This window comes from Streptomyces sp. NPDC001890 (genome assembly GCF_042891445.1).
Taxonomy (GTDB): domain Bacteria; phylum Actinomycetota; class Actinomycetes; order Streptomycetales; family Streptomycetaceae; genus Streptomyces.
This window is the reverse complement of the sequence record NZ_JBIATE010000029.1, coordinates 20,856-43,881: the sequence shown is the minus strand read 5'-3', so window position 1 is coordinate 43,881 and position 23,026 is coordinate 20,856. Positions and strand designations below refer to the sequence as shown.

The following is a 23,026-nucleotide window of genomic DNA, read 5'->3' as shown; positions in this document are numbered from 1 at the left end:
CCGTCGACCACCCGCCATCGGGGAGCGGCCCTGGTCGTCACCGGGGAGCGGCGCTGGTCATCGCCGGGGCGGGCTGGCAGGATCGCCGCCATGCTCCAGGCACTCTCCCGTATCGGCAGGCGACGCTTCCTTCAGATGTGCGCCGCCGTCGTCGTCGTGTCCGGGCTGCTGCTGTGGTGGCTGCTGCCGCTCGGGCAGCCGGCCCCGACCGGCACGCTGACCTTCAGCACAGGGGTGCGCAGTGGGGTCTACCAGCGCTACGGCGAGCGCCTCATGGGGGACCTGGCCAGGGATCTGCCCGAGGTGTCGATAAGGCTGCAGACCAGTGAGGGCTCTCAGCAGAACATCGCCCGGGTGGCGACCGGGAAGGCCGACTTCACCATCGCCACCACCGATGCCCTCGCCACCTATCTGCGCAGCGGCAAGCCCGGAGCGGACCGGTTGCGGGGCTGTGTGCGGCTGTACGACGACTACATACAGCTGGTCGTACCCCGCGACTCGGAGGTGCGCAAGGTCTCCGACCTGCGTGGAAAGCGGGTCGGGGTGGGGCAGCGGGGGTCGGGGGTGCGGCTGGTCGCCGACCGGCTGCTGACGGCTGCGGGGCTCGATCCCGCGAAGGACGTGACCCCGGTACCCGCTGGTATCGACACCATGCCGGAGCAGTTGGAGGACGGCAGGCTCGAAGCCTTCTTCTGGTCCGGCGGGTTGCCCACCTCCGCCGTGCAGGAGCTCTCGGACCGGTTCGCGATCCGGCTGGTGCCGCTGGAGGCCCCGCTGGTCAAGGAGCTCCAGGCGGCGGGCGGGTCCGCCCGCTACTACCGTTCGGCCATGATGCCCGCCGATGCCTACGGCAACGCGCAGCAGGACCAGGCGGTGCCGACGGTCGCGGTCGCCAATGTGCTGGTGACCACGGACCGCTCGGATCCGGCGTTGACGGAGGCGTTCACCCGAACCGTGATCGACAGCCGGGACCGGATCGGGCGCGAGGTGCACGCGGCCCAGCTGGTGGATCTGCGTACGGCGATCTACACCGACCCGCTCCCGCTGCACGAAGGGGCCAGCCGCTACTACCGCTCGGTCAAGCCCTGACCGTTCTCCCGGGCCCTGTGGCGCTCAGCCCTGCGGGCCGTTGCGCGGCACCGAGACCGTGACCCGCAGCCCGTGCGGCTCGCGGGCCGCGTAGCTCACGGAGCCGCCGCAGGCCGCCAGGAGCGCCTGCGAGATGGAGAGCCCGAGGCCGGATCCCTTGATGTTCTGGTGCTGGGTGCTGCGCCAGAACCGGTCGCCGATGCGTTCCATCTCCTGTGTGGTGAGGCCGGGCCCGCGATCGGCGACGACGACCGTGACGTCCTCGCGGCCGGAGGCGACCGTGACGACGACCTCTTCCTCGGCAGGGGTGAATTTCAGGGCGTTGTCGATGATCGCGTCGAGGGCGCTCGACAGCGCGATGGGGTCGGCCCAGGCGGTCACCGCGGACGAGCCGTCCGCCCGGAGCCGCACCGCCTTCTCCTCGGCGACCGGCCGCCAGGACGCGACGCGCTCCGCGGTGAGCGCGCCGATGTCCGTGAGTTGCAGATCGGCCGCGGCGTGTTCGGCCAGCGCCAGGTCGAGCAGGTCGTCGAGGACCTGCGCGAGGCGCTTGCCCTCCGTACGCACGGAGGCGATCTCCTCGTTGCCCTCGGGGAGTTCGAGCGCGAGGAGCTCGATCCGCAGCAGCAGCGCGGCGAGGGGGTTGCGCAGCTGGTGCGAGGCGTCGGCGACGAAGGCGCGCTGCTGCTCCAGCACGTCCTCGACGTTGTCCGCCATCTCGTTGAACGAACGGGCCAGGCGCCTGAGTTCCGGTGGCCCGCCGGAAGCCGCGACCCGCGATCGCATGCGTCCGCTGGCGATGTCGTGGGTGGCCGCGTCCAGCGTCCGTACCGGCAGCAGGACCCAGCCGGTGAGGCGGATCGCGGCGCCGACGGCGACCAGCATCGCGATCACTTCGCCGGCTGCGATCAGCAGCCAGCCGCGGATCGTGCGTGAGCGCATCTCGTCGGTGGGCGAGTCGAGGACCACCACGGCGACGACATCGCCGTCCCGTACGACGGGTGAGGCGACGACGACCCTGCCGTTCTGCCACGGCCAGACCTGTGGTGGATCGTGGCTGCGCCGCCCGAGCAGAGCCTCCTTGAACGCCTCGCGCCCCTCCCCCTCCAGCGGCAGCTGCCAGGCGGCGGGAGCCTTGGCCATGGCGCTGTCGTCGCGGCGGAAGACACCGGCACGGATGCCGTACACGGACTCGTAGGTGTCGAGTTCATTGCGCAGGGTGCGCCGGCGCTCGTCGTATCCGGCGACCGGATCGGTCATGAACTGCGCGAGGGCGGCGAAGCGTGCCGTGTCGTCGATGCGGTCGATGACGACGCGCTGCTGCTGGGCGGCGGCGACGCTGACGGCCAGCGGGAAGCCCAGGGCGAGCAGTACGCCCGCCATGAGCACGATGAGCAGGGGAAGCAGCCGGGTGCGCACCTGGGACGTACGCCTCTACGCGGACGACGCGACGAGGCGGTAGCCGACTCCGCGCACCGTCTCGATCAGTGCGGGCAGCCGCAGCTTGGAACGCAGGGACGCGACGTGCACTTCGAGCGTGCGCCCCGTGCCCTCCCAGCTCGTGCGCCACACCTCGCTGATGATCTGCTCCCGGCGGAACACCACTCCGGGCCGCTGGGCGAGCAGCGCGAGGAGGTCGAACTCCTTGCGGGTGAGCTGGACTTCCGCTCCGTCGACGCTGACCTTGCGGGTCGGCAGCTCGATGTGGACATGGCCGAGACGCAGCCCTGCGACGGGCATGGGCACGGTGTCCTCGCCCGATGTCTTGCGCCGGCTGACGGCGTGGATACGGGCGAGGAGCTCGCCGGTGTCGTACGGCTTGACCACGTAGTCGTCGGCGCCGAGGTTGAGGCCGTGGATCCGCGACCGTACGTCCGCGCGCGCGGTCACCATGATCACCGGCGTGGAGGTGCGCTTGCGGATCTTCCCGCACACCTCGTAGCCGTCCTGATCGGGCAGGCCGAGGTCGAGGAGCACGACACCGAACGGCTCCGTGTCGGCCGGCAGCAGGGCCTGCAGGGCCTCCTCGCCGCTGCGCGCGTGCACGACCCGGAAGCCGTGCCGGGCGAGGATCGCGGAGAGGGCGGCGGCGACATGGTTGTCGTCCTCGACGAGCAGCAGTCTCATGGCCTCCCTCTCCGGTTCTTCGATGATTGCGACGGGACGCCTGCCGGCAGGCGTCGGCGGGTGTCGGTGCGGTCTCCGTACGCTCCCCGTCACTTCCCCGTACCGAGGCGTTTCACGTCATGGCGTACCAGGGCATCCACTCCGATGAGAGGCAGGTCAGTCAAGGCCTGCCCGCCGCATCCGGCCATCTGTTATCCACCCGGTACGCCGCGGGCGTCACACCCCGCACCCCCTTCACACGGAGTGTCCGGTTGCCGCCGGATCGTTATCCTCAATTTCCGCTCAGATGTAATGACGCTGGTAGCACCGCGTCACTAGGGTCCTTCCCAACCGAGGAGGACGGAGCATGAAGCCGATGAGCGGAGTTTCAGTGACCAAGGGTGCCGGGGACGCCGCGCCTGCGGCGGACGACCTTGTCGTGCTGAGCAACGTCAACAAGCACTTCGGCGCGCTGCATGTGCTCCAGGACATCGACCTGACGATCGCCCGTGGCGAGGTCGTGGTCGTCATCGGGCCCTCCGGGTCCGGGAAGTCCACGCTGTGCCGCACGATCAACCGCTTGGAGACGATCGACTCGGGCGCCATCCTGATCGACGGCAAGCCGCTGCCCGCCGAGGGCAGGGAACTGGCCAGACTGCGTGCCGATGTCGGCATGGTCTTCCAGTCGTTCAATCTCTTCGCGCACAAGACGGTGCTCGAAAACGTGATGCTGGGCCAGATCAAGGTCCGAAAGACGGACAAGAAGGCCGCGGAGGACAAGGCCCGTTCGCTGCTCGACCGGGTGGGTGTCGCGACGCAGGCCGACAAGTACCCCGCCCAGCTCTCCGGCGGCCAGCAGCAACGCGTGGCCATCGCACGGGCGTTGGCGATGGGCCCGAAGGTGATCCTCTTCGACGAGCCGACCTCCGCGCTCGACCCGGAGATGATCAACGAGGTGCTGGAGGTCATGCAGCAGCTCGCCCAGGAGGGCATGACGATGGTCGTCGTCACCCATGAGATGGGCTTCGCGCGCTCGGCCGCGAACCGGGTCGTCTTCATGGCCGACGGAAAGATCGTCGAAGAGGCCACGCCCGACCAGTTCTTCAGCAACCCTCGCAGTGACCGGGCCAAGGACTTCCTGTCGAAGATCCTTCACCACTGACTGAGCCTGCACCGCCGGGCCCCGGACCGGCTGATCACTCACATCGCGTCAACTCTAGGGAAAACCACCATGCAGCTTCGTAAGGTCACCGCCGCCTCGGCCGCCGTGCTCGCCCTCGCCATCACCGCCACCGCCTGTGGCTCCGACAAGGAGGACGGCGGCTCGGGCGACGGCAAGAAGATCACGATCGGCATCAAGATCGACCAGCCGGGCATCGGCCTGAAGACCCCGGACGGCAAGTACACCGGCTTCGACGTCGATGTCGCCACGTACGTGGCCAAGGAGCTCGGCTACAAGCCCGAGAACATCGAGTTCAAGGAGACCAAGAGCGCCGACCGCGAGACGGCGATCGAGCGCGGTGACGTGAAGTTCATCGCCGCCTCCTACTCGATCAACGACGAGCGCCTGCAGAAGGTCGACTTCGCCGGTCCCTACCTGCTGGCCCACCAGGACATCCTGGTCCGCGCCGACGACAAGACGATCAAGTCCCCGGCCGACCTGAACAACAAGAAGCTGTGTTCGGTCGCCGGCTCGACCTCGGCCAAGAACGTCAAGGACAAGCTGGCCCCGAAGGCGCAGCTCCAGACGTACGGCGGCTACTCGGAGTGCCTGACCGGCCTGGAGAACAAGGCCATCGACGCGCTGACCACCGATGACAGCATCCTGGCGGGCTACGCCTCGCAGGCGAACTTCCAGGGCAAGTTCAAGCTGGCCGGCTTCAAGATGACCAACGAGAACTACGGCATCGGTCTGAAGAAGGGCGACGCCGACCTCAAGAAGAAGATCGACGCCGCGCTCACCAAGATGGTCTCGGACGGCGCCTGGGACAAGGCCGTGAAGGACAACTTCGGCCCGGCGAACTACAAGAACGAGCCCGCCCCGAAGATCGGCAACATCGTCAAGTGAAGCAGGGCTGACCGGGCGCGCCGTCCGTGAACGGCGGCGCGCCGTGCCCTCCTAGACGCGGAAGCGCGGGAGATCGTGTTCGACTTTCTTGAAGGTTACGACCTGCTGGGGGCCTTCTGGGTGACGGTGCAACTCGCCGTCTACTCCGCCCTCGGCTCCCTCATATGGGGAACGCTGCTGGCCGGCATGAAGGTCAGCCCGGTCCCCCTGATGCGCGGCTTCGCCACCGCGTACGTGAACGTGGTCCGGAACATTCCGCTGACCGTGATCATCGTGTTCTCGTCGCTGGGTCTGAACCAGACGCTGACCATCTCGCTCGGCGCCGATGTCATCGAGGACATCAACTTCCGGCTGGCCGTGCTGGCCCTGGTCGCCTACACCGCGGCCTTCGTCTGCGAGGCGCTGCGCTCCGGCATCAACACGGTGCCGGTCGGCCAGGCCGAGGCGGCGCGCGCGCTCGGACTGAGCTTCACGCAGGTACTGCGGCTGATCATCCTTCCTCAGGCGTTCCGTGCGGTGGTCAATCCGTTGTCCAACGTGCTGATCGCGCTGACGAAGAACACCACGGTCGCCTCCGCGATCGGCGTCGTCGAGGCCTCCTACCTGATGAAGGACATGATCGAGGCCGAGGCCCAGCTGATCCTGATCGCGCTGGTCTTCGCGTTCGGCTTCGTCGTCCTGACCCTCCCGACCGGCCTGATCCTCGGCTGGGTGAGCAAGAAGGTGGCGGTGAAGCGATGAGTTCCGTCCTCTACGACGCCCAGGGGCCCCGCGCCAAGCAGCGCAACATCCTCTACACGGCGCTGTTCGTGCTGTGCGCCGCGGCCGTGGTGTGGTGGGTGTACGACGGTCTGGCCGAGAAGCACCAGCTCGACTGGATCAAGTGGAAGCCCTTCTTCACCAGCTCCCAGCCGTGGGAGACGTACATCTGGCCGGGCTTCCAGAACACGCTCAAAGCGGCGTTCTTCGCCCTGATCATCGCACTGCCGCTGGGCGCCCTGTTCGGCATCGGCAGGCTCTCGGACCACCGTTGGGTACGGATGCCGGCCGGCTTCGTCGTGGAACTCTTCCGCGCCGTCCCGGTGCTGATCCTGATGATCACCGCGAACGCGGTGTACGCGGAGTACACCACCATCGACACCGATGTGCGTCCGCTGTACGCCGTGGTGACCGGACTGGTGCTGTACAACTTCTCGGTCCTCGCCGAGATCGTGCGGGCCGGGATCGAGACCCTGCCGAAGGGCCAGGCCGAGGCTGCCAAGGCACTCGGCATGCGCAAGAGTCAGATCATGCTGTCGGTGCTGCTGCCGCAGGCGGTGACGGCCATGCTGCCCGCGATCGTCAGCCAGCTCGTCGTCATCGTGAAGGACACCGCGCTCGGCGGCGCCATGATGACCTTCCCCGAGCTGCTGGCGTCGGTCCGCCCGATGAGCGCGAACTACGGTGCCAACACCATCGCGTGCTTCACCATCGTGGCCGTCCTCTTCGTCGCGCTGAACTTCGCGCTCACCTCCTTCGCGAGCCGGCTGGAGCGGTGGCTCCGACGCAACAAGAAGGCGAAGGGCACCGCGCCCGGGGGCGCACTCAAGACCGTCGGTGAGCCGTCGCTCGTCGTCGACGACGGGCGCGCCTGACAGCTCGTCGCATTGCGGTCCCGAGGGGCGGTGGCAGATCTGCCACCGCCCCTCACTGCTCTTCGGTGTCGCTTGACGCAAGCACCGGCAGTAGGTTGCATACGTTCTGTGATCGCGCCCCCTGTCCTCTCCGTCGCCACGCCTCCTCAACCCTCCATCCACCTTCCGAGCCGCTCGCTTCGCGCGTCCGCGTCGTGTGAACGGATCCCAGGAGTCGCGCCGTGGACCCGGTGATCGTCGTCGGCGCCGGGCCGGTCGGCCTGGCGCTGTCGCTCGCCCTCGCGGCGCAGGGCGTTCCCTCCGTCCTGCTCGACGAGGACCCGGGCAAGGACGAGACACGCCCCGCCCGCACCGTGGTACTGCACGAGGACACCGCGGCCCTGGTGGAGCGGCTGGGCTGCAAGGCGCTCCGGCACGAGGGGATGCGGTGGGCCGGGTGGCGGTCGATGCGGCGCAAGCAGCTGGTGCGTGAGCTGCCGCTGGGCGAGGACTCTCCCGAGGGCGATCCGTTGCCGGCCCCCATCCATCTGCCCCAGCACGTGCTGACGCGTGGGCTGCGGGAGGCGGTGGCCGCGCACGAGCTGGTACGGGTGGCCCCGTACAGCCGGATCGACACCCTGGAGCAGGACGCCACCGGTGTCACGGTGCACACCAGGGAGCCGAACGCGACCTGGTGGCGCGGGAGTTATCTGGTGGGCTGCGACGGCGCCAGGTCCACCGTGCGCAAGCTGCTCGACATCCGGTTCCCCGGGCGTACGGCGGTGGAGCGGCATGCCGTCGCCGCGCTGCGTACCGAGCTGCCCTGGCCCGGACAGGCCGTGCTGCACCGGCTGCCGCCGTGGCGAACCGGCGGCGCCGAGGTCACGGCGCGGCCCCTGCCGGACGGCGTCTGGCGGCTGGACTGGTTGCTGCCGCCGCGCGGCGAGCTCGTCACGCCGGATGCTCTGATCACCCGGGTCCGGGACACCTTGGCGGGCTGGTGCGGGGAGACACCGCCGTACGAGCTGCTGGACACGGGCGTGTACACGCTGCATCACCGGCTCGCCCTGCGCTGGCGGGTGGACCGGGCCTTCCTGGCCGGCGACGCCGCCCATCTGCTGGGCGCACTGGGCACCCAGGGGCTCGACGAGGGGCTGCGGGACGCCGAGAACCTGGCCTGGAAGCTGGCCCAGGACTGGCACCACGGCGCTTCCGACGTACTGCTCGACAGTTACCAGGCCGAGCGCCGGGCCGCGGTCGCCGCACGGCTGCGTGCCGCGGACCAGTCGCTGCCGATACTGCGGGGCGGCGGAGGGCTGCGGACGCTGGTCCCGGGGAGCGCACGGGAGCACGATGCGCTGCTCGCCGACGGACATCTGGGCTGTGGCCCCCTCGGTGCGCCCCCCTCGTACTCGCATTCGCCCCTTGCGCCCCCACGCGCCGAGGCGCACACATCTGTCGGTACGCCCCCCGGTGCGCCGGTGGCCGATGTGCGGGTGACGGCCCCCGACGGCACGACCGTACGGCTCCGGGAACGGCTGGGGCAGGGACATCTGCTGGTGGTTCTGGTGGCGCCCGGGACCGGGGTCTGGGACCGGCGCCACTGGATGACCGCCGGTGTCATGCCCCGCCTCGCCGCCGCCGTCGACGCCCTGCCGATGAAGGGCGAGCTGCTGGTGACCGAGAGCTACCCGGGAGCATCGGCCCACACCGTGCTGCTGGTCAGGCCGGACGGTCATCTCGTGGCGTCGTTCGGCGGGGTGCAGCCGCGGGACCTCTTCGCGGCTGCGGACGCGGTACGTGGCGGAGCGGTGCGCGCCGCCGTACGTTCCGACCAGACTGCGGGCATCAATTGACCGATGCGGACGGCAGATGGTGTACTCCGGAACGTGACCGACACCGATGTGCGCCTGTGGCGGAGGGTCCATATGGACCTCGTCCGCTATGCGGGCTGCGTGTGTCGTCCGTCCTGCTGAATCGCCTTCCTCTGCCCCGCCGTGCGCGCTGCCGTACGGGCGGGGCATCCGCGCGAACCCTCAGGCCGGTCCCTGTGTCTGCCCCTTCGTCACCCTCTGTACGCATGTCCTCCGCCGCCGATGACGCTTCCGGTCCGACGGCGGCGGAACTGCTCGATTTCGTCCGTGCTGTCGCCGCCGACGCCGAGGTCGTCGCCTCGCTCCCTCTCGACCCCGAAGGCCGCACCTGGGTCCAGCTCGAAGGGCCCGGCGGCAGCGAGGCCTGGCTGATCGGCTGGCCGCCCGGTGCGGGTACGGGCTGGCACGACCATGCCGACTCGATCGGCGCCTTCACCACGGCGAGCGGCACGCTCAAGGAGCTGTCGCTCGCCGCCCGGCTGCCCACCGACGGCTGGAAGACCCTCGAACTCGCCGAGGGCATCGACCGTTCCCGGCAGTTGGCCACCGGCCAGGGCAGGGCGTTCGGCCGCCACCACGTCCACGAGGTGCTGAACGAGTCGGCCACGGAGCACGCCGTCTCCGTCCACGCGTACTACCCGCCGCTGCCGCGGATCCGCCGCTACAGCCGTGCCGGCGCGGTGCTCCGTCTTGAGCAGGTCGAGCGCCCGGAGGACTGGCAGTGAGTGCCGACGGTCGCGGGGACACCGAGCCGGTCGGGATCGATGAGCTGCTGGAACGGGTCCGGGCGGGGTTCGTCAGGGTCGGCCCGCAGCAGGCGGCCACCGCCGCCGCTGCGGGCGAGGCGCTCCTCGTGGACATCCGCTACGCGGAGCTGCGGGAACGGGACGGACTGGTTCCGGGGGCGCTGGTCATCGAGCGCAATGAACTGGAGTGGCGGCTCGACCCACGAGGAAGCCATCGGGCCCCGCAGGCGGTCAGCCACGATCTCCGCATCGTGGTGATCTGCAACGAGGGTTACGCGTCGAGCCTCGCCGTCGCGTCCCTGCGTCAGCTGGGACTGCACCGGGCAACCGATCTGATCGGCGGCTTCCAGGCATGGCGCGCGGCGGGCCTGCCGGTCGAGGTGTGACGGGCGGGGTTCGACGGGCGAGGTGCGACGGTCGAGGTGTGACGCGCGGGGTGCGACGGTCGAGGTGTGACGGTCGAGGTGCGACGGGCGGCGCCCTGGTTGCGGAATGACGGCTCCGCCTGGGGTGCGGGACGGCCGGGGCCGAGCCGCGCGTCGGTGAGCCGGGCGAAGCCGCGCGTTGGAGAGCCGGGCCCGGTCTCGGGGTGGCGACTTGGGCCCGGTTCCACACACGGGCACCTGCGCGCCGGATCCTGCTGTCTTCGTCCGGGACCGCTCCTCCACCCCTCCACTTCTCCGCTCCTCCATGCCGCCCGCAGATCCCCCGAATCCGCCCCGACACACCCGAACGCCACGCTCCGGTGGAGCAATCCCCGTACCCGACCGACATTCACCTCAACGCCAAGGACCGATGTGACGGAGACCTCGCACTCATGCCGACCCCCACCCCCACCCTCACCCCCGATCAACTGGACGCCCAGGCCGCTCGTCTCCATGACACCGAGGCGTGGCAGCAGATCATCACCGGCTGGGACGCCACAGCCTCCGGCCCCGACCGCGACCCCGTACAGCCTTCCTCCCCCGCCGTCGCAGAACGGCTGCTGCCGGTCCATCAGCCGGCTGACTGGCGTGACCTGTTGTCCGTGCCGGTCGATCAGCTCATCGCCGACTCCGTCCGCACCCTGCCTCCGACCGCGCCGCGCGAACGGCCGCTTCCCGGCCGGCTGGGCGCGGTCCTCCCGGACCGGCTCCACTCCTGGCGGCGCATCGGCCAGCCCGAGGTGAGACCCTCCACGCATCTCGCCTACGCGAGGCAGATCCTGACCGAATGGGGCTGGCAGAACACCCCGTACCGGCTCCGCAACGCACGCGGCGCACGGTGCATCTGCGGTGCCCTCCTCACCGCGCACCGCCTGGGGTACGGCTCCCTCGCCACCGTGGACCGGGCCGGCGCCTGGCTCGTCGCCGAACTCCGCTCCCGGGGCTGGACCGGACTGATCGGCCCCTGGAACCGATGCCCCGGCCGCACCGCCGCGGATGCGCTCGCCCTGATCGACGCCACCATCGCCCGCGCCGCCCACGCCGGGCAGTGATCGCCACAGCCACCCCGCCGATACGCACCCGGTCAGAAGGGCTCGTCCAGGCCTTCCGTGTCCTCGCCCTCTTCTTCGAGCGCCTGCCGCACCACGCGCAGCGCCATGCCCTCCCCGTACCCCTTGCGGGCGAGCATGCCCGCAAGGCGGCGCAGCCGCTTGTCGCGCTCCAGGCCACGTGTGGAGCGCAGTTTTCGCGCAACCAGCTCCCGGGCGGTCGCCTCCTCCTGCTCGGAGTCGAGCTGCCCGACGGCCTCGTCGATGACCGCCGAGTCCACCCCCTTGGTGCGCAGCTCACGGACGAGGGCCCGGCGGGCCAGGCCGCGACCGTGGTGCCGGGACTCCACCCAGGCGTCGGCGAACGCCGCGTCGTCGATCAGCCCGACATCCTCGAAGCGCGACAGCACTTCTTCGGCTGCCTCGTCCGGAATCTCCCGCTTGCGCAGGGCGTCCGCGAGCTGCTTCCGGGTGCGCGGGGTCCCGGTGAGCAGTCGCAGGCAGATGTTGCGCGCCTGCTCGACCGGGTCTCGCGGCTCCCCCTTCTCGGCCCTCGACGAGGAAGGGGAGCCGCTGCTCCTGGTGCGGGAGCGGTCACGACGGCCCGCCCCCTCGCCGAATCCGGCGCCCGAGCCCGTGCCGCGACCGGTGCCGGATCCGGCACCGGCCTCCGGCTCGTGCGCATCCCGGGACCCGGCCATGTACCCGGCGGTGCTTCCGTGGCCGGGTCCGGCGTGCTGGTCAGTGGCGCTGACCGGCCACTCCGTACGACGCGTCACGGTCTAGCTCTTGGCCGCCGCGGTCTTGGCCGGCTTGGTCTTGCCGGCCGGAGCGGGCACCGACTTCGCGCTGTCGGCCGGAGCCGCGGCACCAGCTGCCGCGTCCGCACCGGACTCGGCGGCGCTGTCGTCGGGCCGGACACCGATGCCCAGCTTCTCAAGGATCTTCTTCTCGATCTCGTTGGCGAGGTCGGGGTTGTCCTTGAGGAAGTTGCGGGCATTCTCCTTGCCCTGGCCCAGCTGGTCGCCCTCGTACGTGTACCAGGCACCGGCCTTGCGGACGAAGCCGTGCTCCACGCCCATGTCGATCAGACCGCCCTCACGGCTGATGCCCTGGCCGTAGAGGATGTCGAACTCGGCCTGCTTGAAGGGCGGCGCGACCTTGTTCTTGACGACCTTGACGCGGGTGCGGTTGCCAACGGCGTCGGTGCCGTCCTTCAGCGTCTCGATCCGGCGGATGTCGAGGCGCACCGAGGCGTAGAACTTGAGCGCCCGGCCACCGGTCGTGGTCTCCGGCGAGCCGAACATCACACCGATCTTCTCGCGGAGCTGGTTGATGAAGATCGCGGTGGTCTTGGACTGATTGAGCGCGCTCGTGATCTTGCGGAGTGCCTGGCTCATCAGACGGGCCTGGAGACCCACGTGCGAGTCACCCATCTCGCCCTCGATCTCCGCACGCGGCACGAGCGCTGCGACGGAGTCGATGACGATCAGGTCGAGGGCGCCGGAGCGGACCAGCATGTCCACGATCTCAAGGGCCTGCTCGCCGTTGTCCGGCTGGGACAGGATGAGGCTGTCGATGTCGACACCGAGCTTCTTCGCGTACTCGGGGTCGAGGGCGTGCTCCGCGTCGATGAAGGCCACCGAGCCACCGAGCTTCTGCGCGTTCGCCACCGCGTGGAGCGTCAGCGTCGTCTTACCGGAGGATTCCGGTCCGTACACCTCCACCACACGGCCGCGCGGCAGGCCGCCGACGCCGAGGGCCACGTCGAGGGCGGTCGACCCGGTGGGAATCACTTCGATGGGCTCGTTCGGCCGCTCGCCGAGGCGCATCACCGCGCCCTTGCCGAATTGCCGTTCAATCTGTGCGAGTGCGGCGTCCAGCGCCTTCTCGCGGTCGTTTCCTGCCATGGGTTCCACCCGATTTGCTTGAGTCGATCGCTTCACGTCAAAGACGCTAACCCCTGCCACTGACAATGGGCCTCGACGTCCTCCCGGCCTGTGGACAACTCCACGGTCGGGCCCGGGAAAACCCGGCCGGAATCCCATGAGAATGGATGTTCGATTTTAGTGTCAAGCGCACCACGCCGGGCCGATCCACGCCCCGGGGTGGCCCTTGGCACCTCGTCCCCGAGGGGTCAGGAGCAGCCGATCAACACCATGCTAGATTCCGGCCACGCAGTGACAAAAGCGGCAAAGAAAGCGGTTCCCCCGCCCTCTCCGAGAGCCCGGCGTTCGTCGGCCGGGCTGTGGTCGCGCTCACGCGGGACCACCGGGTGTCGCGCTGGAAGCGCGTCACTGAGGAACGAGGTCAGGTGTGCGCCGGGCCCTCCGGCCCCCCGGCAGCGCCCTGTCCGCCTTCGCCCTCGTCGTTCCCCTCGCCGTCATCGCTCTCGGGGGCCCGCCAGGAACGGCGCAGCCGCGTGAGCAGCGGCTCGCCACGTCGTCGGCCCCGGCCGTGGCCGTGCACCCGCGGGTCGTCCGTCACGTCGTACCGCTTCACGTACGCGCCGAGGAACGCCTGGAGCGTGGCGACGGCCGGGATCGCGATCAGCGCGCCCACGGCACCCATCAGGGCCGTGCCCGCGATGACCGATCCGAAGGCGACCGCCGGATGGATGTCGACGGTCTTGGAGGTGAGCTTGGGCTGCAGTGCGTAGTTCTCGAACTGCTGGTAGACCACGACGAAGCCGAGCACCCACACCGCGTACCAGGGGTCGACGGTGAACGCGATCAGCATCGGCAGGGCGCCTGCCAGATACGTACCGATCGTGGGGATGAACTGGGAGACCAGCCCGACCCAGACGGCGAGCGCGGGCGCGTACGGAACGCCGAGGATCACCAGCAGGATGTAGTGCGCGATCCCGGAGATGAGGGCCATCAGACCGCGTGAGTAGAGATAGCCGCCGGTCTTGTCGACCGCGATCTCCCAGGCCCGCAGGACCTCCGCCTGCCTGGCGGGCGGCAGCACGGAGCACAGGGCGCGTCGCAGCCTGGGGCCGTCGGCCGCGAAGTAGAACGAGAACAGGAAGATCGTCAGCAGACGGAACAGCCCTCCGAGCACGGTGGTGGAGACGTCGAGCACACCGGTCGCGCTGTTCTGGACGTACTTCTGCAGCCAGTCGGAGTGGAGCAGGCTGTCCTGGACCTCGACCCTGGAGAGGTCGGTGTGGAAGGTCTGGTTGACCCAGTTGATCACCGAGTCCAGATACTTCGGGAACTCCTCGACCATCTCGACGATCTGGCCCGCGAGCATCGAGCCGAGGAGCACGACGAAGCCCACCCCGGCGATCAGCACCACCAGGAAGACCAGGAAGGTGGCGAGGCCGCGGCGCATGCCGCGCGCCGACATCCGGCTCACCGCCGGCTCGATGGCGAGCGCCAGGAAGAACGCGATCAGGACATTGATCAACAGCCCGATGAGCTGGTCGAACGCCCAGCTGCCGAGCCGGAAGCAGGCATAGAGCGCCAGCGCGAGAACCATGGCGCGCGGCAGCCACGCGGGCATGCGCACCGGTCCGCCGCCGGCGGACGCGGCGGGTGGCGCGGCCGGCGGGACGGGCGGTGTGGAAGGCGGCTGGGTCTGTGCTGTCTCGTCTGTCGGTACCACGGTTCCAGTCTCGCCTACGGCTGCGACAGCCAACCGCCCGCCCCGGACAACAGCGCAGGTACGGCCATGGAACCGGGGTCAGCGCCTGTCCTCTCCGACGTCAGTGCTTGCCCACACCGACGTCAGTGCTCGCCCACGCCGGGGCCCGCGCTCGTCCGCACCAGGTCAGCGCTTGTCCGCCGGGATGCCGACCGCGGTACAGACACCGCGCCAGACGTCCTTGGTCTCCCAGCCCGCGGCCAGCGCCTGGTGCACCGTCTGCCCGCCGAGTTCGGCCATCACATGATCACGCGCGAAGGAGTCGGCGTACCCGGCTCCGAAGTGGTCCGCCATCCGTTCCCAGAAAATCGTCAACCGCATGACCTCAGTATCCCGCTCCTGAGAGTGCAGCCGGGCCGCTACGTCTTGCCGAGAGCGCTTACCGCCCTACGGTCGGTCCATGGCTGGAACCGGAACAAGTCCCCTCAACCGAGCCGAGCAGTTCATTTGGCTCACGGCCCGTGTCCTGGAACAACGGCGGTTCGCTCATCACTTCCTGGAAGGAAGTGCGGACGCGGTGGAAACCGCGCTCGCCGCCTATCTGAACGAGGACGGTGGCTACGGGCACGCGCTCGAACCCGATCTGCGCGGCCCTGTCAGTCAGCCACTGCACACCGCGCACGCGCTCAATGTGCTGGACTCCATCGGGCGCTGCGACGGACTGCGGGTGGAGCGGATCTGCCGCTTCCTCACCCAGGTGTCGACCAAGGAGGGCGCGCTGCCCGCTCTGCTGACGACGCAGCGCGGCTATCCCGCCGCGCCGTTCATCCCGATCGTCGACGATCCCCCCGCGGAGCTGTTGACCACCGGCCCCGTCGTCGGACTCCTGCACCGCAACGCGGTGTGGCACGCCTGGCTGTTCCGGGCCACCGATTTCTGCTGGGCCGCGGTGGACGCGCTGGACCGGTCGCATCCGTACGAGATCGAGGCGGCGCTCGCCTTCCTGGACGGCGCTCCGGACCGGGCGCGGGCGGAGGCGGCGGCCGACCGGCTCGGGCGGCTGGTGCGGGATCAGCGTCTCGCCGTACTGGATCCGGAGCGGCGGGCCGAGTACCCGGTCGCGGCCGGCTACGCGCCGGGTGAGCAGCACTTTCCGTACGACTACGCCCGTACGCCCGATTCGCTCGCCCGGCACTGGTTCACCGACGAGGAGCTCTCCCGCTCGCTCGACCATCTCGCGGCCGAGCAGCAGCCGGACGGCGGCTGGCCGGTCAACTGGCGGCAGTGGGCACCGGGGACGGCTCTGGAGGGGCGGCCCATCGTGACGCTCAAGGCACTCCTGACCCTGCGCGCCCACGGCCGCAGCCTCGGCTGAGCCCCGGTGCCGGCCGGCTCCGGACGGTAAGGGGCTCGGTCCATGGAGCCGAGCCCCTTACCGTCCGTGCGGGGCAGGGCCTAACCGAGGGCACGTACCCCCGCGGTGACGACCACGGCGGCGCCCACGACCACGAGGAACGGCGCGCGCAGGACCAGCGCGAGCGCCGCTGCGGCAAGGCCGGCCCCCCTGGCGTCCAGTGCCAGGTGCTGCCCGTCGCCGAACGTCTGCTGCGCGGTGAGGGCGGCCAGGAGCGCCACGGGCAGGAGTGCCGCGAGGCGCTGGGCGAGCGGGCGTTCCAGCACACCGGCGGGCACCAGCAGCCCGACGAGCTTGGCGAGATAGCAGCCGACGGCGGTCAGTGCGATGGCGATCCAGACGTTCATCGGTCCTTCTCCGTGCTCTTCGTGCTGTTCTTCGCGTTGTTCTTCGTGCTGTTCTTCGTGTCGCTGCCCGTGTCGCTCTTCGCGTTGTTCTTTGTGCTCTTCTTCGTGGTGGCCGCTCCCCGGCCAGCGCCCTTCCCACGTCCGCCCAGGAACAGGACGGCGGGTGCGGCGAGCGCGGACAGCAGGACGGGGACGCCCGCGGGCAGCACGGGCAGCAGCCCGAGCACGAGCAGGACCGCGATGGCGGCGGTGACGCGTTCCGTGGTGCTCTTCAGCATCGGCGCGAGCAGAGCGAGGAAGACCGCGGGCGATGCCGCGTCCAGCCCCCAGGCGTCGGTGTCGCCGAGCGCCTCGGCGCCCAGGGCCCCCAGCAGCGTGGTCAGGTTCCACAGCACATACAGGGTCAGCCCGGTGACGGCGAAGCCGATCCGTGCCGCCCGCCGGGTCGGCTGCGGCAGTGTCACGGCGGTCGTCTCGTCGATGACCCACTGGGCGGCGAAGGGTCGCAGCGCCTTGGGAAGCGCCAGCAGCTGCGACAGCCGCAGACCGTAGAAAGAATTGCGTACGCCGAGGAAGAAGGCCCCGGCAGCCGCGGTGTACGGGTTGCCGCCCGCCGCGAGGGCGCCGACGAGGGCGAACTGCGAGGCGCCGGTGAAGACGGCGAGGCTGAGCGCGCAGGTCTGCAACAGGCTCAGTCCGGAACCGGCCGAGGTCACACCGAAGGCGAAACCGGAAAGCCCGACGGCTATCCCGACGCCGAGTGCGTCGCGCACGACGGCCGCGTCCGGCTTCGCACCGGCCGGCTCCGCACCGGCCGGCTTCCCACGGACCGCGTCCGGCTGCTCTCCTCGGCCGGTCGCGTCGCGGTGGGGTGCGTCGGCCGATGCGCCGACGCCCTCTGGGAGTGTTGTCTGTTCTGCCACGACCGGAACGCTACGTGGGCAAATCAGGACCGGTCTTGTACGTTCTTGCACGTTCGCGCTGGTACGCGCCGGGTGGTACTCCCACGATCCGGGTGAAATGACGATTGAGATGCGGCTGATCGGTGAAGCCGACCTCGGCGGCCGCCTCCGCGGGTGCCGTCCCCGCGTCGAGCATCCGCCGCGCCGCCCGCACCCGGGCATCGGTGAGCCAGGCGTGCGGCGGCATCCCGTACTGCTTCTTGAAGGCTCTCAGCAACGCGAACGGACTCGTTCCCAGCTCCGCCGCCAGCGCCTCCAGGGTGGGCGGCGCCGCCATCCGCCCCTCCAGCACCGCGCGGGCCCGCGCCGCGTCGCGGGCGCCCGCCGAGCGGGGCGCGCGGGTGGGCAGCACGCTGCCGTACCGGTCGAGCAGCCGCGTGACCATGACCCTCAGCACCGTGTCGGCGGCAAGCGCATTGCCCTCCTCGGCGGCCCGGTGGACCTCGCCGATCAGCCGGGCCGCGTACGGGTCCACGACGCTGGTCTCGGTGAATCCGACCGTGCCGCGCAGGGTCGTCGTCTCGGCCGCGATGTCGTTGATCACCTGCGACGACGGGTAGAGCGTGGCGTAGACCCAGCCCTCCGGCACTCCCGCGCGGGCCGTGTGCGGAACCTCGGGGTTGATCATGACGACGGTGCCGGGGCCGGCGTGGACGGTGCCGCCCGGCAGTCCGACGTCCTCCACTCCGCGGCTGATGGTGCCGAAGACATAGCCCTCGTGGCTGTGGCGCGGGAAAGTGTGGCGGACATAGCGGGCACGCAGCAGATCGAGGTCGGGCAGTTCCGCGTACTGCCAGTACCTCGCCCACTCCCCCGATCCCGAGGCCGGTATCGCCGCCATGCACGAATTCTCGCAGTTCCGGGGCGTGGCCGCCGAGGGCGGTCGGAGCCCTTGCAGGTGAGCCGGGGTGCAGGGCCTCGGGGCCGTCGCGAATGGCGGCACGCACGGAGTCGGGGGCGTTGTCAGTGGCGGGGTGCACGATGGGGGGCATGACCGGCTCTGCGCTCGATTCGTTCTCACCCGCGACCCGCGGCTGGTTCGCGGGTGCCTTCAGCGCGCCCACCGCCGCGCAGGAGGGCGCCTGGCGCGCGATCGGCGAGGGTTCCGACGTGCTGGTCGTCGCGCCGACCGGCTCCGGCAAGACCCTCGCCGCGTTCCTCGCCGCGCTGGACGCCCTGGCGTCCGTCCCGCCGCCCGCCGAGGCGAAGAAGCGCTGCCGGGTGCTGTACGTGTCGCCCCTCAAGGCGCTCGCGGTCGATGTGGAGCGCAACCTCCGCTCGCCGCTGACCGGCATCCGCCAGGAGTCGGTGCGCCTGGGGCTGCCCGAGCCCGAGGTCCGGGTGGGGATCCGCTCCGGCGACACCCCGCCCGCCGAGCGCCGCTCGATGGCGACCCGGCCGCCGGACATCCTGATCACCACGCCCGAATCACTGTTCCTGATGCTGACCTCGTCCGCCCGGGAGGCGCTGTCCGGCGTCGAGACGGTGATCCTCGACGAGGTGCACGCCGTGGCGGGCACGAAGCGTGGCGCCCATCTCGCCGTTTCGCTGGAGCGTCTGGACGAGCTGCTGCCGCGTCCCGCGCGGCGGATCGGCCTGTCGGCGACGGTCCGTCCGGTCGACGAGGTGGCCCGCTTCCTCTCGCCCCGGGGCAAGGTGGAGATCGTCCAGCCGCCGTCCACCAAGCGGTTCGACCTGTCGGTGGTCGTCCCGGTCGAGGATCTGGGCGAGCTCGGCGGCTCCCCCGCCACCGACCCCGACCAGGCGGGCCAGGCGGACAAGCCGTCGATCTGGCCCCACGTCGAGGAGCGGATCGTCGACCTGGTCCAGCAGCATCGCTCCACCATCGTCTTCGCCAATTCCCGTCGTCTCGCCGAGCGACTGTGCAACCGGCTCAACGAGATCGCCTACGAGCGGCTCACCGGCGAGACGATCGCCGAGTCCCACTCGCCCGCCGAGATCATGGCCGAGTCCGGTGCCGCGAAGGGCGCCCCGGCGCTGCTCGCCCGCGCCCACCACGGCTCGGTCTCCAAGGAACAGCGCGCCCAGGTCGAGGAGGACCTCAAGGCGGGCCGGCTGCCGGCCGTCGTCGCCACCTCCAGCCTGGAGCTGGGCATCGACATGGGGGCGGTCGACCTGGTGATCCAGGTGGAGTCGCCGCCCTCGGTCGCCTCCGGCCTGCAGCGGGTCGGCCGGGCCGGACACCAGGTCGGTGCGGTCTCCACCGGAGTGGTCTTCCCCAAGTACCGGGGCGATCTGGTGCAGGCGGCCGTGGTCACCGAGCGGATGCGCGAGGGCTCCATCGAGGCGCTCCGGGTCCCGTCCAACCCGCTGGACGTGCTGGCCCAGCAGCTGGTGGCCATGGTCGCCCTGGACAGCTGGCAGGTGGACGATCTGCTGGCGGCCGTCCGCCGCGCCGCGCCCTTCGCCTCACTGCCCGAGTCCGCGTTCACCGCCGTGCTGGACATGCTCGCCGGCCGCTACCCCTCCGACGCCTTCGCCGAGCTGCGCCCCCGCGTCGTCTGGGACCGGGTGGCCGGTACGGTCACCGGCCGCCCCGGCGCACAGCGGCTCGCCGTCACCTCCGGGGGAACGATCCCCGACCGGGGGCTTTTCGGGGTCTTCCTCGCGGGCGCCGATCCGAAGAAGGGCGGCGGCCGGGTCGGTGAGCTCGACGAGGAGATGGTGTACGAATCCCGGGTGGGCGATGTCTTCACGCTCGGCACCACGTCCTGGCGGATCGAGGACATCACCCGTGACCGGGTCCTGGTGTCGCCCGCCCCCGGCGTTCCCGGCCGGCTGCCGTTCTGGAAGGGCGACCAGCTGGGCCGCCCGCTGGAGCTGGGGCGTGCGCTGGGGGCGTTCCTCCGCGAGATCGGCACACTGTCGCAGGAGGACGCCCGGGAACGGCTGCTCGCCGCCGGTCTCGACACCTGGGCCGCCGACAACACCCTGTCGTACATCGACGAGCAGCGCCGCGCCTGCGGCCACGTGCCGGACGACCGGACCATCCTCGTCGAGCGGTTCCGTGACGAGCTGGGTGACTGGCGGGTCGTGGTCCACTCCCCGTTCGGCGCGCAGGTGCACGCGCCGTGGGCACTGGCGCTGAGCGCCCGCCTCGCCGAGCGGTACGGCATGGACGCCCAGGTGATGCACGCCGACGACGGCATCGTGCTCCGGCTGCCCGATGCCGACCTGATGGGCCTGGACCTCCTGGACTTCGACCCCGCGCAGGACCTGACGCAGGACCTGACGCGGGGTCTGGCACAGGACCTGATGCCGGGTCCGACACAGGACCTGGCGCACAGCCCGGCCCAGGCTCAGGCACCGCTGCCGAACCTCTCGTACGACAGCGATCAACCACCTGTCGGCGCGGCGGACGTGACGTTCGAGCAGGGCGAGATCGGCCAGATCGTCACCGACCAGGTGGGCGGTTCGGCGCTGTTCGCCTCCCGGTTCCGAGAGTGCGCGGCCCGTGCCCTGCTGCTGCCGCGCCGCAGCCCCGGCAAACGCACCCCGCTGTGGCAACAGCGCCAGCGCGCCGCGCAACTCCTCCAGGTCGCATCGGAGTTCGGCTCGTTCCCCATCGTCCTGGAAGCGGTCCGCGAATGCCTACAGGACGTCTTCGACGTCCCCGGCCTCACAGAGCTCATGGGCGACATCGAAGCGCGCCGGGTCCGACTGGTCGAGGTGACCACCCCGGAGCCCTCACCCTTCGCGCGCTCGCTCCTGTTCGGCTACGTCGCCCAGTTCCTGTACGAGGGCGACTCGCCCCTCGCCGAGCGGCGGGCCGCCGCGCTCTCCCTCGACTCCCATCTGCTGGCGGAGCTCCTCGGCCAGGCGGAGCTGCGCGAGCTGCTCGACGCGGATGTCCTGGCCGAGCTGGAGCAGGAGCTCCAGTGGCTGACCGAGGACCGCCGGATCAAGGACGTCGAAGGCGTCGCCGACCTCCTCAGGGTCCTCGGTCCGCTCACCGACGAGGAGTTGGCGGAGCGCGGCGCCGACCCGTCCTGGGCCCCGGAGCTGTCCTCGGCCCGCCGGGCCATCCGGGTCCGGATCGGCGGGGCCGTCCACTGGGCGGCGATCGAGGACGCGGGCCGCCTGCGGGACGCACTGGGCACCGCCCTCCCGGTCGGCGTCCCCGAGGCGTTCACCGAACCGGTGAAGGACCCGCTCGGCGATCTCCTCGGCAGGTACGCCCGTACGCACGGCCCGTTCACCTCCACCGCGGCCGCCACCCGCTTCGGACTCGGTACCGCCGTCACCGACGGGGCGTTGCAACGGCTCTCCGCGTCCGGCCGGATCGTCCAGGGCGAGTTCCATCCCGCCGGTATCGGCCAGGAGTGGTGTGACGCCACCGTGCTGCGCCGGTTGCGCCGCCGCTCGCTCGCCGCGCTCCGCCACGAACTGGAACCGGTCCCGCCCGCCGCCCTCGCCGGCTTCCTGCCCCAGTGGCAGCATCTGGGCAGCAACAGCCTGCGCGGAATCGACGGACTGGCCCGCGCCATCGAGCAGTTGCAGGGCGCGCCCGTTCCGGCGTCGGCGCTGGAGAAGCTGATCCTGCCGGGCCGGGTCACGGGCTACACCCCCGCGATGCTCGACGAGCTGACCACCACCGGCGAGGTCGTCTGGGCCGGCGCGGGCGCGCTGCCCGGCAAGGACGGCTGGCTGTCCCTCTACCTCGCCGACAGCGCACCCCTGCTCCTCCCGCCCCCGCACCCGCTGGAGCTCAGCGCGTTGCACGAATCCGTCCTGACCGCGCTGAGCGGCGGATACGGACTGTTCTTCCGGCAGATCGCCGATCAGGTCCGCGCCACCACCCATCCGGACTGCACCGATCCGCAACTCGCCGACGCCATCTGGGAGCTGGCCTGGTCGGGACGGCTCACCAATGACACGCTCGCCCCGCTGCGCTCGCTGCTCGGCTCCGGCCGCACGGCGGGGTCGACCGCCCACCGCGCCAGACGCAATGTCCCGCGCGGGCGTTACGGCTCGCTCACCTCCGCCGCCCGGCCCGCGTCCCGCACCGGCCCGCCCACCGTCTCGGGCCGCTGGTCCCTGCTGCCCGCCACCGAACCCGATCCCACCCACCGCGCCCACGCCCTGGCCCGCACACTCCTCGACCGCCACGGGGTGGTGACCCGGGGCGCGGTCCAGGCCGAGGGCGTCGAAGGCGGCTTCTCCGCGACGTACCGCGTGCTGTCCGCCTTCGAGGACAACGGGCAGGCCCGGCGCGGCTATGTCGTCGAGGGCCTGGGTGCGGCCCAGTTCGCGATGGACGGCGCGGTGGACCGGCTGCGTGCCACGTCCACCGCGCGCGACCGTGCGGAGCCGGGGGCCTCGCCCCACGCCCTGGTCCTCGCCGCGGCGGACCCGGCCAACGCGTACGGCGCCGCCCTGCCCTGGCCCGAGCCGCCGGACGGCGCCGGGCACAAGCCCGGCCGCAAGGCGGGTGCCCTGGTGGTGCTGGTCGACGGAGAGCTCGCGATGTACATGGAGCGCGGCGGCAAGACCCTGCTGGCCTGGCACACCGACCCGGACGACCCGGCGCTCCTCGCGGCGGCCGGGGCACTGGCAGCAGCCGCCCTCGGCACGATCACGGTGGAGCGCACCAACGGTGCGCCGTCCCTGACCTCCCCGCTCGGCCGCACCTTGGAGGCAGCCGGCTTCCTCGCGACCCCGAGGGGGCTCCGCCTGCGCGCCTGAACCAACAGCGCGCCCCATCCCTCGCCCACCGCATCGTCG

General features: G+C 70.8%; 21 protein-coding genes. 12 read left to right on the top strand and 9 right to left on the bottom strand.

The window, feature by feature from the left end; translation table 11 throughout:
• Positions 1 to 90 precede the first annotated feature (90 nt).
• Entirely contained in the window at positions 91 to 1,089 is a 999-nt protein-coding gene (locus tag ACFYY1_RS36895; protein ID WP_388593498.1) for a TAXI family TRAP transporter solute-binding subunit, read from the top strand.
• 24 nt (positions 1,090 to 1,113) lie between these two features.
• Here the strand turns inward: ACFYY1_RS36895 and ACFYY1_RS36890 are convergent, their stop codons facing one another.
• Together ACFYY1_RS36890 and ACFYY1_RS36885 are read right to left on the bottom strand one after the other, a co-directional pair.
• On the bottom strand, positions 1,114 to 2,508 hold the full coding sequence (locus ACFYY1_RS36890) for a sensor histidine kinase (RefSeq protein ID WP_388593495.1): 1,395 nt from the start codon (positions 2,506 to 2,508) through the stop codon (positions 1,114 to 1,116).
• A gap of 15 nt (positions 2,509 to 2,523) precedes the next feature.
• The gene (locus tag ACFYY1_RS36885; RefSeq protein WP_388593492.1) at positions 2,524 to 3,216 is read right to left on the bottom strand and encodes a response regulator transcription factor; all 693 of its coding nucleotides are present in this window, start codon (positions 3,214 to 3,216) and stop codon (positions 2,524 to 2,526) included.
• Positions 3,217 to 3,571: 355 nt separating this feature from the next.
• Between ACFYY1_RS36885 and ACFYY1_RS36880 the strand changes: the two genes are divergently transcribed.
• From ACFYY1_RS36880 to ACFYY1_RS36840, 9 genes are all read left to right on the top strand, one after another.
• The gene (locus tag ACFYY1_RS36880; RefSeq protein ID WP_388593489.1) at positions 3,572 to 4,357 is read left to right on the top strand and encodes an amino acid ABC transporter ATP-binding protein; all 786 of its coding nucleotides are present in this window, start codon (positions 3,572 to 3,574) and stop codon (positions 4,355 to 4,357) included.
• Between the two features lie 69 nt (positions 4,358 to 4,426).
• A complete protein-coding gene (locus tag ACFYY1_RS36875; protein WP_388593486.1) occupies positions 4,427 to 5,263 on the top strand; it encodes a glutamate ABC transporter substrate-binding protein in 837 nt (278 codons plus the stop codon).
• 75 nt (positions 5,264 to 5,338) lie between these two features.
• Positions 5,339 to 6,004, top strand: coding sequence for an amino acid ABC transporter permease (locus ACFYY1_RS36870; protein WP_266729323.1), 666 nt, complete (start codon positions 5,339 to 5,341; stop codon positions 6,002 to 6,004).
• Positions 6,001 to 6,897, top strand: coding sequence for an amino acid ABC transporter permease (locus tag ACFYY1_RS36865; RefSeq protein ID WP_388593483.1), 897 nt, complete (start codon positions 6,001 to 6,003; stop codon positions 6,895 to 6,897). Before ACFYY1_RS36870 ends, ACFYY1_RS36865 begins: the two co-directional genes overlap by 4 nt.
• A 221-nt stretch (positions 6,898 to 7,118) precedes the next feature.
• Complete coding sequence (locus tag ACFYY1_RS36860; protein WP_388593480.1) at positions 7,119 to 8,732, top strand: FAD-dependent monooxygenase; 1,614 nt, start codon at positions 7,119 to 7,121, stop codon at positions 8,730 to 8,732.
• 3 nt (positions 8,733 to 8,735) lie between these two features.
• Complete coding sequence (locus ACFYY1_RS36855; protein WP_388593478.1) at positions 8,736 to 8,852, top strand: putative leader peptide; 117 nt, start codon at positions 8,736 to 8,738, stop codon at positions 8,850 to 8,852.
• Between the two features lie 104 nt (positions 8,853 to 8,956).
• On the top strand, positions 8,957 to 9,475 hold the full coding sequence (locus ACFYY1_RS36850) for a cysteine dioxygenase (protein ID WP_388593476.1): 519 nt from the start codon (positions 8,957 to 8,959) through the stop codon (positions 9,473 to 9,475).
• Entirely contained in the window at positions 9,472 to 9,882 is a 411-nt protein-coding gene (locus ACFYY1_RS36845; RefSeq protein WP_388593474.1) for a rhodanese-like domain-containing protein, read from the top strand. Before ACFYY1_RS36850 ends, ACFYY1_RS36845 begins: the two co-directional genes overlap by 4 nt.
• Before the next feature lie 431 nt (positions 9,883 to 10,313).
• The gene (locus tag ACFYY1_RS36840; RefSeq protein ID WP_388593471.1) at positions 10,314 to 10,973 is read left to right on the top strand and encodes a hypothetical protein; all 660 of its coding nucleotides are present in this window, start codon (positions 10,314 to 10,316) and stop codon (positions 10,971 to 10,973) included.
• Between the two features lie 32 nt (positions 10,974 to 11,005).
• Here ACFYY1_RS36840 and recX read toward each other — a convergent pair whose 3' ends face one another.
• The 4 genes from recX to ACFYY1_RS36820 form a co-directional block, all read right to left on the bottom strand.
• Positions 11,006 to 11,749: a recombination regulator RecX gene (gene recX, locus ACFYY1_RS36835; RefSeq protein WP_388593469.1), complete on the bottom strand. Its 744-nt coding sequence runs from the start codon at positions 11,747 to 11,749 to the stop codon at positions 11,006 to 11,008.
• Positions 11,750 to 11,752: 3 nt separating this feature from the next.
• Positions 11,753 to 12,880, bottom strand: coding sequence for a recombinase RecA (gene recA, locus ACFYY1_RS36830; RefSeq protein ID WP_388593468.1), 1,128 nt, complete (start codon positions 12,878 to 12,880; stop codon positions 11,753 to 11,755).
• 400 nt (positions 12,881 to 13,280) lie between these two features.
• The gene (locus ACFYY1_RS36825; protein ID WP_388593465.1) at positions 13,281 to 14,477 is read right to left on the bottom strand and encodes an AI-2E family transporter; all 1,197 of its coding nucleotides are present in this window, start codon (positions 14,475 to 14,477) and stop codon (positions 13,281 to 13,283) included.
• Between the two features lie 267 nt (positions 14,478 to 14,744).
• The gene (locus ACFYY1_RS36820; RefSeq protein WP_114247022.1) at positions 14,745 to 14,939 is read right to left on the bottom strand and encodes a DUF3046 domain-containing protein; all 195 of its coding nucleotides are present in this window, start codon (positions 14,937 to 14,939) and stop codon (positions 14,745 to 14,747) included.
• Between the two features lie 79 nt (positions 14,940 to 15,018).
• On the opposite strand from ACFYY1_RS36820, the gene ACFYY1_RS36815 reads away from it, so the two are divergent.
• Positions 15,019 to 15,933, top strand: coding sequence for a hypothetical protein (locus ACFYY1_RS36815; RefSeq protein ID WP_388593463.1), 915 nt, complete (start codon positions 15,019 to 15,021; stop codon positions 15,931 to 15,933).
• An 80-nt stretch (positions 15,934 to 16,013) separates the two neighbouring features.
• On the opposite strand, the gene ACFYY1_RS36810 is transcribed toward ACFYY1_RS36815, so the two are convergent.
• The 3 genes from ACFYY1_RS36810 to ACFYY1_RS36800 are packed head-to-tail and all read right to left on the bottom strand — an operon-like array spanning position 16,014 to position 18,122.
• Positions 16,014 to 16,319, bottom strand: a complete 306-nt coding sequence (locus tag ACFYY1_RS36810) for an AzlD domain-containing protein (RefSeq protein WP_388593460.1) — start codon at positions 16,317 to 16,319, stop codon at positions 16,014 to 16,016.
• Positions 16,316 to 17,242, bottom strand: a complete 927-nt coding sequence (locus ACFYY1_RS36805) for an AzlC family ABC transporter permease (RefSeq protein ID WP_388593457.1) — start codon at positions 17,240 to 17,242, stop codon at positions 16,316 to 16,318. The genes ACFYY1_RS36810 and ACFYY1_RS36805 overlap by 4 nt, the downstream gene beginning before the upstream one ends.
• A gap of 10 nt (positions 17,243 to 17,252) precedes the next feature.
• Positions 17,253 to 18,122 carry an AraC family transcriptional regulator gene (locus tag ACFYY1_RS36800; RefSeq protein WP_388593456.1) on the bottom strand — a complete coding sequence of 290 codons (870 nt, stop codon included), beginning with the start codon at positions 18,120 to 18,122 and terminating at the stop codon, positions 17,253 to 17,255.
• A gap of 149 nt (positions 18,123 to 18,271) precedes the next feature.
• On the opposite strand from ACFYY1_RS36800, the gene ACFYY1_RS36795 reads away from it, so the two are divergent.
• Positions 18,272 to 22,987 (top strand): DEAD/DEAH box helicase, encoded by a 4,716-nt coding sequence (locus tag ACFYY1_RS36795; protein ID WP_388593453.1) that lies wholly within the window; start codon positions 18,272 to 18,274, stop codon positions 22,985 to 22,987.
• Positions 22,988 to 23,026 lie beyond the last annotated feature (39 nt).

Coding starts and splice junctions, on each gene's coding strand:
- ACFYY1_RS36895 (WP_388593498.1), top strand. CDS start 91: ATGCTCCAGGCACTCTCCCGTATCGGCAGGCGACGCTTCCTTCAGATG.
- ACFYY1_RS36885 (WP_388593492.1), bottom strand. CDS start 3,216: ATGAGACTGCTGCTCGTCGAGGACGACAACCATGTCGCCGCCGCCCTC.
- ACFYY1_RS36880 (WP_388593489.1), top strand. CDS start 3,572: ATGAGCGGAGTTTCAGTGACCAAGGGTGCCGGGGACGCCGCGCCTGCG.
- ACFYY1_RS36875 (WP_388593486.1), top strand. CDS start 4,427: ATGCAGCTTCGTAAGGTCACCGCCGCCTCGGCCGCCGTGCTCGCCCTC.
- ACFYY1_RS36865 (WP_388593483.1), top strand. CDS start 6,001: ATGAGTTCCGTCCTCTACGACGCCCAGGGGCCCCGCGCCAAGCAGCGC.
- ACFYY1_RS36855 (WP_388593478.1), top strand. CDS start 8,736: ATGCGGACGGCAGATGGTGTACTCCGGAACGTGACCGACACCGATGTG.
- ACFYY1_RS36850 (WP_388593476.1), top strand. CDS start 8,957: ATGTCCTCCGCCGCCGATGACGCTTCCGGTCCGACGGCGGCGGAACTG.
- ACFYY1_RS36840 (WP_388593471.1), top strand. CDS start 10,314: ATGCCGACCCCCACCCCCACCCTCACCCCCGATCAACTGGACGCCCAG.
- recA (WP_388593468.1), bottom strand. CDS start 12,880: ATGGCAGGAAACGACCGCGAGAAGGCGCTGGACGCCGCACTCGCACAG.
- ACFYY1_RS36825 (WP_388593465.1), bottom strand. CDS start 14,477: ATGCCCGCGTGGCTGCCGCGCGCCATGGTTCTCGCGCTGGCGCTCTAT.
- ACFYY1_RS36820 (WP_114247022.1), bottom strand. CDS start 14,939: ATGCGGTTGACGATTTTCTGGGAACGGATGGCGGACCACTTCGGAGCC.
- ACFYY1_RS36815 (WP_388593463.1), top strand. CDS start 15,019: ATGGCTGGAACCGGAACAAGTCCCCTCAACCGAGCCGAGCAGTTCATT.
- ACFYY1_RS36810 (WP_388593460.1), bottom strand. CDS start 16,319: ATGAACGTCTGGATCGCCATCGCACTGACCGCCGTCGGCTGCTATCTC.
- ACFYY1_RS36800 (WP_388593456.1), bottom strand. CDS start 18,122: ATGGCGGCGATACCGGCCTCGGGATCGGGGGAGTGGGCGAGGTACTGG.
- ACFYY1_RS36795 (WP_388593453.1), top strand. CDS start 18,272: ATGACCGGCTCTGCGCTCGATTCGTTCTCACCCGCGACCCGCGGCTGG.